General features: G+C 68.2%; 13 protein-coding genes. 5 read left to right on the top strand and 8 right to left on the bottom strand.

Features of this window, described 5'->3' with window-relative positions; genetic code table 11:
* The first annotated feature begins 8 nt into the window (after positions 1-8).
* Together ACFXP5_RS09935 and ACFXP5_RS09930 are read left to right on the top strand one after the other, a co-directional pair.
* The gene (locus ACFXP5_RS09935) at positions 9-566 is read left to right on the top strand and encodes a peptidylprolyl isomerase (RefSeq protein ID WP_394528100.1); all 558 of its coding nucleotides are present in this window, start codon (positions 9-11) and stop codon (positions 564-566) included.
* Positions 563-1501 carry a rhomboid family intramembrane serine protease gene (locus ACFXP5_RS09930; protein ID WP_394544505.1) on the top strand — a complete coding sequence of 313 codons (939 nt, stop codon included), beginning with the start codon at positions 563-565 and terminating at the stop codon, positions 1499-1501. The genes ACFXP5_RS09935 and ACFXP5_RS09930 overlap by 4 nt, the downstream gene beginning before the upstream one ends.
* 59 nt (positions 1502-1560) lie before the next feature.
* On the opposite strand, the gene ACFXP5_RS09925 is transcribed toward ACFXP5_RS09930, so the two are convergent.
* Positions 1561-1800, bottom strand: coding sequence for a cell division protein CrgA (locus ACFXP5_RS09925; RefSeq protein ID WP_394528098.1), 240 nt, complete (start codon positions 1798-1800; stop codon positions 1561-1563).
* 54 nt (positions 1801-1854) lie between these two features.
* Here ACFXP5_RS09925 and ACFXP5_RS09920 point away from each other — a divergent pair, with 54 nt between their 5' ends.
* The 3 genes from ACFXP5_RS09920 to ACFXP5_RS09910 are packed head-to-tail and all read left to right on the top strand — an operon-like array spanning position 1855 to position 3454.
* The gene (locus ACFXP5_RS09920) at positions 1855-2649 is read left to right on the top strand and encodes a class E sortase (protein ID WP_394528097.1); all 795 of its coding nucleotides are present in this window, start codon (positions 1855-1857) and stop codon (positions 2647-2649) included.
* On the top strand, positions 2649-2804 hold the full coding sequence (locus ACFXP5_RS09915; protein WP_394528096.1) for a hypothetical protein: 156 nt from the start codon (positions 2649-2651) through the stop codon (positions 2802-2804). The genes ACFXP5_RS09920 and ACFXP5_RS09915 overlap by 1 nt, the downstream gene beginning before the upstream one ends.
* 5 nt (positions 2805-2809) lie before the next feature.
* Positions 2810-3454: an anthranilate synthase component II gene (locus ACFXP5_RS09910; RefSeq protein WP_394544504.1), complete on the top strand. Its 645-nt coding sequence runs from the start codon at positions 2810-2812 to the stop codon at positions 3452-3454.
* Here the strand turns inward: ACFXP5_RS09910 and ACFXP5_RS09905 are convergent.
* Genes ACFXP5_RS09905 through ACFXP5_RS09875 form a run of 7 tightly spaced genes read right to left on the bottom strand, consistent with a single transcriptional unit; the run spans position 3432 to position 12346 of the window.
* Entirely contained in the window at positions 3432-5195 is a 1764-nt protein-coding gene (locus tag ACFXP5_RS09905) for a protein kinase domain-containing protein (protein ID WP_481825239.1), read from the bottom strand. The genes ACFXP5_RS09910 and ACFXP5_RS09905 overlap by 23 nt on opposite strands.
* Positions 5192-6943 carry a serine/threonine-protein kinase gene (locus tag ACFXP5_RS09900; protein ID WP_394544503.1) on the bottom strand — a complete coding sequence of 584 codons (1752 nt, stop codon included), beginning with the start codon at positions 6941-6943 and terminating at the stop codon, positions 5192-5194. The genes ACFXP5_RS09905 and ACFXP5_RS09900 overlap by 4 nt, the downstream gene beginning before the upstream one ends.
* A complete protein-coding gene (locus ACFXP5_RS09895) occupies positions 6940-8415 on the bottom strand; it encodes a peptidoglycan D,D-transpeptidase FtsI family protein (RefSeq protein WP_394528093.1) in 1476 nt (491 codons plus the stop codon). Before ACFXP5_RS09895 ends, ACFXP5_RS09900 begins: the two co-directional genes overlap by 4 nt.
* A 3-nt stretch (positions 8416-8418) precedes the next feature.
* Positions 8419-9816 carry an FtsW/RodA/SpoVE family cell cycle protein gene (locus tag ACFXP5_RS09890; RefSeq protein WP_394544502.1) on the bottom strand — a complete coding sequence of 466 codons (1398 nt, stop codon included), beginning with the start codon at positions 9814-9816 and terminating at the stop codon, positions 8419-8421.
* Entirely contained in the window at positions 9813-11051 is a 1239-nt protein-coding gene (locus tag ACFXP5_RS09885; RefSeq protein ID WP_394528091.1) for a PP2C family protein-serine/threonine phosphatase, read from the bottom strand. The genes ACFXP5_RS09890 and ACFXP5_RS09885 overlap by 4 nt, the downstream gene beginning before the upstream one ends.
* An 18-nt stretch (positions 11052-11069) precedes the next feature.
* A complete protein-coding gene (locus ACFXP5_RS09880) occupies positions 11070-11615 on the bottom strand; it encodes an FHA domain-containing protein FhaB/FipA (protein ID WP_394528090.1) in 546 nt (181 codons plus the stop codon).
* On the bottom strand, positions 11615-12346 hold the full coding sequence (locus ACFXP5_RS09875) for an FhaA domain-containing protein (RefSeq protein ID WP_394544500.1): 732 nt from the start codon (positions 12344-12346) through the stop codon (positions 11615-11617). Before ACFXP5_RS09875 ends, ACFXP5_RS09880 begins: the two co-directional genes overlap by 1 nt.
* Positions 12347-12472 lie beyond the last annotated feature (126 nt).

Raw genomic sequence — 12472 nt, 5'->3', positions numbered from 1 at the left:
ATGTACCCATGACTTCTCCCAGCGCCGTTGCGACCATCCACACCAACCACGGCGACATCGTCGTCAACCTCTTCGGAGACCAGGCCCCCCGCACCGTTCAGAACTTCATCGGACTGGCCGACGGTTCGCAGGCGTGGACGGATCCCGCCACCGGCAAGCCGGGCGAGGGTGCGCTCTACAGCGACGTGATCTTCCACCGCATCATCCCCAACTTCATGATCCAGGGCGGCGACCCGCTCGGTCAGGGTGTGGGCGGTCCGGGCTATACCTTCAACGACGAGATCAACCCCGAGCTCGACTTCACCGCGCCGTACATGCTCGCCATGGCCAACGCGGGCTCGCGCCGCAACGCGATCACCGGACAGGCGGAGGGCACGAACGGTTCGCAGTTCTTCATCACGACCGACCCGACGCCCTGGCTGCAGGGCAAGCACACGATCTTCGGCGAGGTCGCCGATGACGCATCGAAGGCCGTCGTCGACGAGATCGCCGCCGTTCCCACCGGTGCGGGCGATCGCCCCGTCGAGCCGGTCGTCATGACGTCGATCGACGTCGTCCCGGTATGAGCCAGTCCGGTACGGAAGAGTTCCGCCGCAACAGCGACAACTTCTGCTATCGGCACCCTGATCGCCAGAGCTTCGTCCTCTGCCAGCGATGCCTGCGAACCATCTGTCCCGAGTGCCAGACGCAGGCCGCTGTCGGAGTGATCTGCCCGGAGTGCCTGGCAGACCAACGCAAGGCGCGAACCCCCGTGCAGCGCAAGGCCGAGCGCCGGTGGGCCCGTCGTCCCCAGGCTGTGGCCGCGGTGTCGAGCGGGCGACCCGTCGTCACCCTGTCGATCATCGCGGTGACCGCGTTGTTCTACATCGTGACCCTCATTCCGGGCTACGGTCCCGCTGTCAAGAACGCGCTCACCTACAGCAGCGTCTTCGTGACGCCGGAGTACGGTTTCGGTCTGCAGCCCTGGCGTGTGCTGACGGCGGCTCTCGTCCACGCCAGTTTCCTCCACCTTGCACTGAACATGCTCACCCTGTGGTTGGTGGGGCGCTTCCTTGAACCCCTGCTGGGCAAGGGGCGCTACCTCGCGCTCTACGTGATCAGTGCGCTCGGTGGGTCGGTCGCCGTCACGCTGCTGGCCCCGGTCACCCCGGTGGTGGGCGCGTCGGGCGCGATCTTCGGCCTCTTCGGAGCGCTGCTGGTGATCGGTCGGCACATCGGCGCGGACATCCGCTCGATCGCCGTGCTCATCGGGATCAACTTCGCGTTCCCGTTCGTGCTCGCGTTGATCAATTCGATCAACTCGGGATCGTTCGCAGCGTCACTGGCTGCGGTGGGAATCTCGTGGCAGGCGCACCTGGGCGGACTGGTGACGGGCGCCCTCATCGGGCTCGTCTATGCGCGCACGCGGAAACGTTCCCGGAGAGCACTGCAGATCGGACTTCTCGCGGCGCTCACCGTCGTGCTGGTGGCACTGCTGGCAGTGCCGTCGCTCTCGATCTGAGAGTTATCCACAGATTCATCCACACATGGGGATGAATCACACGGGTGTAGTTCTGGCGGTCAGCGCCAACGCGTCGTCATCAAGAACCCGACGAAGGCGATGCCGAAACCGATGACCAGGTTCCACGCGCCCACCCCGGGGATGGGGAACTGCATCGCGCTGAGGTAGAAGACGAGCACCCAGACGAGACCGATGAGCATCAGGCCCAACATGATGGGTTTGAACCACACCGGATTCGGCGCGGCCTCGCGCTCACTGCGTTCGGCGACCGGGTCTTCGCCACTGCTGGATCGTGCCATGCGCGCCAGTCTATCTCTCTGCTCCCCGTCATCCTGATATGCGAGAATCCAGGCGTGCAGACCCTTGACGAAGCGCCACCCTCGACACGGCGCGACCGGCGTGCACCGGCGAAGGTCAAGCCGCGACACCGGGTCTCCTTCTTCGGAGTGATCGGCGAACTGCTCATCACGGCCGGCGTCATCGTCTTCCTGTACGTCGCCTGGCAGATGTGGATCGGTGACCTGATCATCGGCGCCCAGGCCGACGCCCAGGGTCACACCCTTTCCCAGGAATGGGAGCAGCAGTACGAAGAGGTCCGTGAGCCCGTTGCGCCCGCGCCCGCCGCGCAGCCGGTCTACGCCGACCCCCCGGCGCTGCCGCAGCCCGTTGACGCGCAGACCTTCGGAGTGATGTGGATCCCGCGCCTGGGGGCCGACTACTCGCGGGAGATCGCCGGCGGAACGACACGGCCCCGCACCCTCGACACCAACCGCATCGGTCACTACACCGACGCGGCCATGCCGGGCGAGGTCGGCAACTTCGCCGTCGCCGCTCACCGTACGACCTACGGGGCTCCGTTCAACCGGCTGGCGGATCTGCACGTGGGTGACGCGATCGTGATCGAGACCGCGGAAGGGTGGTTCACCTACCGCTTCCGGACGCTGGAGTACGTCACCCCGCGCGAGGTGGACGTGCTCGCCGACGTCCCGCAGGCCCCCGACGCTCCCCCCGGCGAGCGATACCTCACCATGACGAGCTGCAGCCCCATGTTCTCCCTCGCCGAGCGGATCATCGGGTACAGCGTCTTCGAAGGCTTCACCCCGCGGGACGCCGGTCCGCCCGCCTCACTGACGGAAGCGGTGGTCTGATGTACGGCGCCTTATGGCGGGTTCTTCCCGGCCCCTGGTTCGTCCGCTTGTTCATCGTGCTGGTTCTGCTGGCGGCCGTACTCTACGGTCTCTTCTTCTACGCCTTCCCGTGGGTGAGCTCGATCGTGAACCCCCAGGACGCCACCGTCGGTTGACGACGATGCGCGTGCTCGTCGTCGACAATCACGACAGCTTCGTCCACACCCTGGTCGACTATCTGACCGAGCTCGGTGCCGAGGTCGAGATGGTCGAGGCGGATGCTGCCGTTCCAGCGCGCGATCTCGGCGAAGCCGACGCCGTCGTGATCTCTCCCGGACCGGGAACCCCCGAGGCCGCGGGATCGTCCGTCGAGATCGTGAGGGAGGCCGCTCGTCGCAGCATCCCGCTTCTCGGTGTCTGCCTCGGGCACCAGGCGATCGGTGTGGCATTCGGCGGCACCGTCGGGCACGCTCCGGAACTCATGCACGGCATGACCTCCGACGTGCATCACGACGACAGCGCGCTGTTCCGCGGACTGCCTGATCCCTTCGTCGCCACCCGTTATCACTCCCTGACGGTGGCGCCCGATGATCTGCCGAGTGAGCTGACCGTGACCGCGCGTACCGAATCGGGGGTGATCATGGCCTTCCAGCACCGGTCCGCCCCCATCACGGGTGTGCAATTCCACCCCGAGAGCATCCTCACCGAGGGGGGCTACCAGCTCCTCGGCAATTGGCTGGAAGCAGCGGGGCTCGACGGCGCCGCCGAGCGGGCGGCCGAACGCCGCCCCCGCGGGCCGGAGGTCAGGCCCCCGTACAGGTCGTGAGCACGATCTCGGAGTGGATGGCCACTTCGCCCGGTGCGAGCGATTGGGTGCTGACGGTCGGGGGTTGCGACGCGGAGCACGCCGGATCCTCCTGGGTCAGCACGGTCAACTGCAGCTCGGGGCTCTGCAGCTCACGGGTGGCCGCGTCGACGGTGTAGCCGGTGTAGTCGACGATCACGATGCGTCCGGTCGCGACGACCAGGTCGACCGTCGTGCCCGGGCCGACCACGGCGCCCGACGGCTGGCTGGCCTCGATGACGGTGCCGGCGGCGAGAGCGGGATCATTGCGCTGCGTGATGGTGCCGACGTTCAGCCCGGCGGCGGCCAGCGCTTCTCGGGCACCCGCCTCCGGCAGATCCGCGAGGGGAGGAACGGTCGCGGTCTGCGCCCCGGTGGAGACGAAGACCGTCACCTCCTGGCTCGGTGTCGCGGCCTCGCCCGCGGGCGGATCGGTGCGGATGACGTTCCCCGCGGCGACCGTGTCGCTCGTCTCGCGCTCCTCGACGGCGAGGAGGTCGCTGTCGGCGAGGAGTTCTTGAGCGCGGGGGAAGGCGACGTCGACGACGTCGGGCACGGTGCGGGCGTTGGCGGACGGTTCGTCACCCGGCTGGATGGAGAGCACCCAGAACAGGACCGACACCAGGACCACGGCCAGGACGGCGACGCCGGCCCAGATCCAGGCGACCGGGGGCCCGGCCTGGGTGCGCCGCATGGTCGTGTCGGTGCTGAGTTGGCGGAGGGAGCGGGCGGTCTCCGCTGCCTGGCGCGGGTTCGGACCGTACAGCTCGCTCGTCAGGGCTCCGAGCTGCCGCTTCGTGGGCGCCTTCCCGGCCACCGCGCTGTCCAATGCCTCACGGAAGGCGGCAGCATCCGGGAACCGCTGGAAAGGGTCCTTCGCGAGGGCGCGCAGCACGACGGCGTCGAGACCGCGGGGCACCTTGTCGTTGATCTCCGACGGGGGGACCGGCGTCTCGCTGACGTGCTGGTAGGCGACCGCGACCGGAGAATCACCGCGGAAGGGCTGGCGACCGGTCAGCAGCTCGTAGAGCACGACGCCCGTGGAGTAGAGGTCGGCGCGGGCGTCGACGGGCTCGCCCTTCGCCTGCTCGGGGGAGAAGTAGGCGGCGGTACCGATGATGGCCGTCGTCTCGGCGACCGTCGACGACGAATCCGATACCGCGCGCGCGATCCCGAAGTCCATGACCTTCACTTCGCCGCGGCCGTACTCCGAGGGCTCGCCGTCGGAGTAGATCGCCCCGTCACCGCTGAGGTGCGCGGACGGCTCGGTGATCATGACGTTTCCGGGCTTGATGTCGCGGTGCACGACCCCCGCCCGGTGGGAGTACTCGAGAGCCTCGAGGATGCCGTCGACGTAGCGGACGGCCTCCTCGATCGGCACCGGGCCGTCGGAGATGACATCTTTCAGCAGCGCACCGTGCACGCGCTCCATGACAATGAACGGCACCGGCCGGTCCTGGCCGTCCGGTGTGGTTTCGACATCCTCGCCCGCATCGAAGACGCGCACGATGGTGGGGTGCGCCATGCGGGACGCCGACTGCGCCTCGAGCCGGAAACGCGTGCGGAAGGCCGCATCCTCGGCGAGCTCGCGCCGGAGGATCTTGATGGCGACCGGCCGGTCGAGGGTGAGGTCGTAGCCGCTGTAGACGCTCGCCATCCCCCCGCGGCCGATGAGGTCATCGATGCGGTAGCGACCCGAGAGCACACGCGCTTCTTGCGTCACGGGGCGGAGGGGCTCGGGCTCGAGGTCTGCGGCGCGGCGGCGATCTGGGCGTTCGCTTCGGCCGACGATCCGGAGTCGCGCTGCGAACCGCTTCCGCCCGAGCACGTCACGGTGTAGCTGACCGTGAGGGTCTCATTCGGGCTGGCGGCCACCTCGATCGGCGCGTTGCGGTCGTTCGGTCCGAACGCTGCGGTCGACTGACCCGTGGAGGCGAAGGTGCCGTTGATCGCGGTGAGGTTGTAGGAGCTCACCGAACCGGTGCCGGAGGGGCAGGTGTATCCGGTCCACTGCACCTGAACGGTGGAGGAGGGCTGCACAGTGGCGGGCAGCGTCGGGTTGCCGGGCGTCGGGAGCGGAGTGAGCTCACCGTAAGTGCTGAGCGTGATCTCGGTGCCCTCTTCGACACGACCCTGCGGGTTGACCGCGTAGACGATGCCGACCTGATCCTGGGTTCCGGCCGCGTTGCCCGGCTGGCAGTCGGCCACCAGACCCGCGTCGGTCAGGATCACGCCGGCCTGATCGCACGTCTGACCCACGAGACCGAGCGAGTTCACATCTACCCGGGTCTCGGACGGGGTGGGGGCGGGTGTCGATGCCGAGGGGCTCGGAGCGGAGGACGACGCCGGTGCGGAGGGCGAGGGTGAACCGTCCGAGCTGGGCTGTTGGTTGGCGACGAAGGCCCAGATCGTGCCGCCGATGACCAGCACGAGCAGCACGATGAGGGCGACGAGCGGCCAGGTCCACGGGCTGCGCTTCTTCTTCTCCGGCTCGTCGAGGAGCGGGTCGTCCGTCGCGATCGCGGCCGCCGCGGGCGTGGGCATGAGCCGAGTCGTCGCGGAGGTGTCACCGGCCGGGGTGAGCAGCTGGGTGAGTTCGTCACTGGCGGTGATGCCGGCGACGGCGGGAACGGCGGCTGCGGCCGCGGTCAGGTCTCCCCGACGAAGAGCGGATGCTGCGCGCGCCACGGCGGCTGCGGAGTTCGGTCGATCCTCGGGCTTCTTCGTGATCATCGCCATCACGAGGTTCTGCACCGGCACGGCCACGGTCGGCGGGAGCGGAGGCGGCGTCTCGTTGATCTGCGCCATCGCGATCGCGACCTGCGATTCGCCCGTGAAGGGGCGTTTGCCGGCGAGGCTCTCGTACGCGACGATTCCGAGTGAGTAGATGTCGGTCGCCGGCGACGCCGAATGACCCGACGCCTGCTCGGGTGACAGGTACTGCACGGTGCCCATGACCTGCCCGGTGGCGGTCAACGGCACCTGGTCGGCGATGCGGGCGATACCGAAGTCGGTGATCTTCACGCGACCGTCGGGGGTGATGAGCAGGTTGCCGGGCTTGATGTCGCGGTGCACGAGGCCTGCGGCGTGGGCCGCCTGCAGCGCGGATGAGGTCTGCGCGACGATGTCGAGCGTCTTGTCGGTGGAGAGCGTGCCTTCGCGCTCGAGGATCGTGGACAGGGCTTCGCCGGGGACCAGTTCCATCACGAGGAAGGCGCTGCCGTCCTCCTCGCCGTAGTCGAAGACGCTCGCGATGCCTTCGTGGTTGACGAGGGCGGCGTGGCGGGCTTCGGCGCGGAAGCGCTCGAGGAACCCGGGGTCACCCATGTACTCGTCTTTGAGGATCTTGATGGCGACCGTTCGTCCGATGACGTGATCGGTCGCCTCCCAGACCTCGCCCATGCCGCCGATCGCAATCCGCGACTCGAGCTCGTAGCGTCCTCCGAAGGTCGCACCCTGTGTCGGTCTCATCGTCCCAGCACCGCCTCCATGACCTTCTTCGCTATCGGCGCTGCGAGAGTTCCCCCGCTGCCCGCTTGTCCCTGTCCGCCGCCGTCTTCGACGACTACCGCCACCGCGACCTGCGGGTCATCCGCCGGGGCGAACCCGGTGAACCACAGCGAGTACGGGCGGTTGTCGCCGTTCTCGGCCGTTCCCGTCTTACCGCCCACCTGAACCCCGTCTATTCTTGCACCGGACGCCGCGCCGTCACTGACATTGGCCACCATCATCGCTGCCATCTCGTTCGCCAGACTCTCATCGAGCGCGCGCCCGAACTCGGTGTTCTCGGGGGTCTTCTCGACCGAAAGGTCGGGGCCGATCACGTTGTCGACCATGCGGGGGTTCATCACGATGCCGCCGTTCGCGATCCCCGCCGACACCATCGCCATCTGCAGGGGCGTCGCCCGCACGTCGCCCTGACCGAATCCCGACAGGGCGGTCTGGGGGGCATCGGGAGCCGGGGGATAGACGGATGCTTCCGACTGCAGCGACGACGACAACCCGACCAGATCGAACTGGCTGTCGAAGCCGTACTTCTCCGCCTCGGCACGCACGGCGTCGTCGCCGAGGGCGACGGCGAGTTCGGCGAACGGGATGTTGCAGCTGAAACGGAGCGCATCGGCGATGGTCACGGTGTCGCCACCGCCGCCGCACGATCCACCGCTCGCATTGCGCACGACGCTCGTCGACTCGGGGAGTTGATAGATCGCCGGGTTGGGCAGCGTCGAATCGGGGGTGTAGCTGCCGGAGGCGAGGGCCGCCGAGGCGACGACGAGCTTGAAGGTCGAGCCGGGCGGATTCATGTCGCCGTCGATCGCGCGGTTCACCAGCGGGTTCGCCGGATCGGCCTCGAGCTGGTTGTACGCCGACTCGACGGCGGTGGTGTCATGGGAGGCGATCGCGTTCGTGTCGAAGCTCGGGCTCGTGACCATGGCCAGGATCCGGCCGGTCGAGGGCTCGATCGCCACGACCGCGCCCTGCTTGTCGCCGAGGGCGTCGTAGGCGGCGCGCTGCACGGTCGCGTCGAGGGTCAGCTCGACGTTCGAACCGCGGGCAGGCTGTCCGGTCATGATCCGCTCGACGCGAGCGAAGAACTGCGAGTTCGCCGTGCCGCTGAGTTCTTGGTTGGCAGCGGCCTCGAGGTTGGTGGACGAGCCGAGTACCGGGTTGAGGTAGCCCGTCACGGGGGCCCACATGTCGGCATCGGCGTACACGCGCTGCCAGCGGTAGACGTCGTCGGCGGGTACGGACGAGGCGATCGCGGTGCCGTCCACGATGATCGATCCGCGCTGCACCTCGTAGGAGTCGTACCGGGCACGGGTGTTGTCACTGTTCTTGGCCAGCGAGTCGACCTGCACGACCTGGATCACGCTCGTCGACACGAACAGCGCGAGGAACATCGCCAGCATGACGAGGCTGAGTCGTCGAAGTTCTTTTGTCATGAATTAACCGATCACCACCCGCGGACGGCTGCGCACAGCATCCGAGATCCGCAGCAACAGCGCCACGATGAGCCAGTTCGCGATGAGCGAGGAGCCGCCCGCGGCGAGGAAGGGTGTGGTGAGACCGGTCAGCGGGATGAGGCGGGTGACCCCGCCCACCATGATGAACACCTGCAGCGCGATCGTGAACGACAACCCCGTCGCGAGCAGCTTGCCGAAGTCGTCCTGCCCCGCGACGCCGATGCGGATGCCCCGGCTCGCGAAGACCATGTACAGCGCCAGGATCGCGAACAGCCCGACGAGGCCGAGCTCTTCACCGAGGCTCGGGATGATGTAGTCGCTTTCGGCGACCGGCGTGATGTAAGGCCGGCCCTGACCGAGGCCTGTGCCGATGAGCCCGCCCTGCGCCAGGCCGAAGATGCCCTGCACCAGTTGGAAGCTGCCGCCCGTGCGGTTGATGACTTCGGGGTTGAAGGCGTCGAGCCAGTTCGAGAACCGCCAGCTCACGTAGGTCAACACCTGCGAGGCGAGCACCGCCCCGGCGAGGGCCAGCCCGACACCGATGAGCACCCAGCTCGTCTTGCCCGTCGCGACGTACAGCATCGCGACGAACATGCCGAAGATCAGCAGCCCGGTCCCGAGGTCGCGCTGCAGGATGATGATGCCGAGCGAGGCGAGCCACAGCACGAGGAGCGGACCCAGTTCGCGGGCGCGCGGCCAGGTCATGCCGAGGAAGCGGGTTCCGACCGAGCTCAGGCTCTCTCGCGTACGCACGAGGTAGCCCGCGAAGAAGATGGCGAGGGCGATCTTGGCGAGTTCGCCGGGTTGGAACTGGAAGAAACCGCCGACCGAGATCCACACGCTCGCGTTCGCACCCTCGAGACCGAGGCCGGGAATGAAGGGGAGCAGCAGCAGGCCGATACCGACGAAGCCGAAGATGTAGGTGTAGCGGAACAGCACGCGGTAGTTGCGCAGCAGCAGCACGACGGCGAGGGCACCGGCGGTGGCGATCGCGGCCCACGCCAGTTGACGGGCGGAGAAGGCCTCCCACCCCAGGCGTTCCTTCGCGATGTCGATCCGGTAGATCTCCGCGATGCCGAGCCCGGTGAGGACCGTGGCGATGGGGAGCACGAAGGGGTCGGCGGCGCGCGCCGTGAAGCGCAGCACGATGTGCAGGGTGACGGCGAGGGCGGCGGGGATGCCCGCGTAGATGAAGATCTGGGGATTCAGGGTGCCCGACGTGCCCAGTTCGACGAGGGCGACCGCGCTCGCGATCACGACGAGCGCGAAGACCAGCAGCCCCAGCTCGCGGTTGCGCTGCGTCTGCGGAACCCGGAATCGGCGCAGCGCCCGCAGGACCGCGGTGTCGGTCGTGGGTGCCTGGGTGTCGGTGGCGGTCATCCGATCGCTCCTGCCGTGTCGCGCAATCGCGCGACGATGAGGTTCGCGTCGGAGAGGGAGCGGGCCGAGATGGTGTTCTCGACGGTCGCCCGTTCGAAGTCGGGGAGGTTCGCGAGCGGGATTCCGGTGTCCTCGTAGGGCGAGGAGAGCGGGATGGGCCCGATCGGTTGCTGGATGCCGCGATAGACCACGACGGTGTCATCGTCGGCGCCGACGTAGAAGCGGGTCTGGGTCCAGCTGTAGGCGATGAAGAGGCCGGCGGCGATGGCGACCAGCACCAGCACGAAACCCACGATCCATCCGGCACGACGGCGCCGGGCACGACGGCGGTCCTCCTCGATGAGCTCCTCGAGGAATTCCACCGCGGGCTCGAAGTGCGTCGGCTCGTTCGCGGCCTGGCGGTTGGGGTGCAGCCAGCCGCTGCGACCCACACGGGCGGCGGGAACCTCGACGCCCGAGGGGTTCGAGGCCGACCCCACGATGGTGGGGGTGCCGATGAAGAGCGGATGCTGGCCGCCGACGTCGACCAGCACGACGGTCACGTTGTCGGGAGCGCCACCGTCGAGGGCCTGCCTGAGCAGCAGGTCGGCCGTCCGGCCCGGCGCGAGCCCGGCGGCGAGCGCCTTCGCCGTGTGCGTGTCGTCGACGACTCCGCTGAGTCCGTCGGAGCACAGCAGCCACCGATCGCCCGGTTGGGTCGGCATGATGAAGGTGTCGACCTCGGGGTCGGGGTCCATGTCGCCCAGCACACGCATGAGCACCGAGCGACGCGGGTGGTAGCGCGCCTCTTCCGGGGTGATGCGACCGGAGTCGACGAGGCGCTGCACGAAGGTGTGGTCGGTCGTGATCTGGGTCAGCGCATCGTCGCGGTAGAGATAGATGCGCGAGTCGCCGATGTGCGCGATGACGGCGTAGTCGTCGACCATCACGATCGCGCTGACCGTGGTGCCCATCCCCGACAGCTCGGGGCGCTCGGCCACCGTGTCGATCAGCGTCTCGGCGGTCTCGGCGATCGCGTCGCGGAGGGCGTGCTCGGCGTCGGCCGTGGAGGTGAAGGGGTGATCGACGTCGGCCAGGCGGCGGATGGCGATGCTCGAGGCGACGTCACCGCCGGCGTGGCCGCCCATGCCGTCGGCGACCGCGAAGAGATTCGAGCCCGAATACGCCGAGTCCTGGTTGTTGGAGCGCACCTTGCCGGTGTGCGAGATTGCCGCGCTCGAGCCCTGGAAGACCATGGTGGTTGTCGCCGCCGCTTACTTCCGCAGCTCGAAGGTCGTCGCGCCTACCTTGATGGGCGCGCCGATCTTGATCGGAACGGGCGAGGACACGCGGGCGCCGTCGTGCCAGCTGCCGTTCGTGGAGTCGAGGTCCTGCAGCATCCACTGCTCGCCCCACAGCACGAGCCGCGCGTGATGGCTGGAGGTGTAGTCGTCTCGGATGACGAGGCCCGATTCGCTGGAGCGGCCGATCGTCAACGGTTCGTTGCCGAGGGGCAGCTCGAGTCCGGTCTTCGGGCCGCTCGTGATGACGATGCGACTGACGCTCTGCGTGGTGGCCTTGCCGTCGGCGGGGGCGCTCGCCCGGGGCGCGGCCGTCACGATCTCGGTCTTGTCGCTCGGACCTGCGGGGGCGTTTCGCACCGCGGCGGGTGCCGCGGCCGCGGCGACGGGCTCGGGCATCTTTCGCACCTTCACTCCGAAGAGGTCGGCGCGCAGGGAGTAGACGACGGCGAACACGAAGAACCACAGCAGGATGAGGAACCCGATGCGCAGCAGAAGGTAGGTCAGTTCACTGGGCATCAGCGCGGATCCCCCCGTCGAGCGTCGAACGCTCGGGTCGCGTCGGGCACGGGCGGACGCGGGGGAGCCGCCTGGGCCACGATGCGGAACACGATGTTCGTTCGCCCGATGGTGACCGTGGCGTCCGGGGGGAGGGGAGCTTCGCTGACCTTCTGCCCCTGCAGTTGCGTTCCGTTCGTGGAACCGAGGTCGCGCACCATCGCGCGCTCGCCGTCCCAGAGGATCTCGACGTGCTTGCGGCTGGTGCCGGCATCCGGGATCGTGATGTCGGCGTCACTGCCGCGACCGATCACCGTTCGCGCGGCGACGAGGGGGTGGCGTTTGCCGTCGATGTCGACGACCGCACGCCACGAGACCGAGCCCGAGGCGCTCTGCGACTCGACACGCAACGTTCCCGTCGAGAGCGTCTCATCGCGCTGAAGGTCGATCGTGAGGGGACCGGCGAACGAGTACCCCTGCGTGCGGGCATGCTTCTGCACTGCACTGTTCAGCTCGTCGAGCAGGGTCTGACCGAGGCCGGCCATGCGGTCGTAGTCGGCGACGGCCAGCTGCACGACGAGCGTGTTGGGCGTGAGAATGCGGTCGCGGCTGACGACCGCGGCCTTCTTGTCGAGTTCGCTCCGCAGTGCCGAGGCGATCTCCACCGGCTGGATACCACTGCGGAAGGTCTTCGCGAAGGCACCGTTGACGGCACGTTCGAGACCCTTCTCGAAACTGTCGAGTAGCCCCACGAGACTCCTTCAGGCAGGCAGATGGTGGCTACATCGTAGTTGCCACGGCTGGATGACCCATGGACGCGGGCTCCGGGGCTCGCCGATCGACCGTAACCGGCGGGCACTCGACGTGATATTCTCGGC

The sequence above is a fragment of the Microbacterium hanjuni genome (assembly GCF_043556395.1).
Lineage (GTDB): Bacteria > Actinomycetota > Actinomycetes > Actinomycetales > Microbacteriaceae > Microbacterium.
The sequence above is the reverse complement of the archived record's forward strand: the minus strand, read 5'-3'. Positions and strand labels throughout refer to the sequence as shown.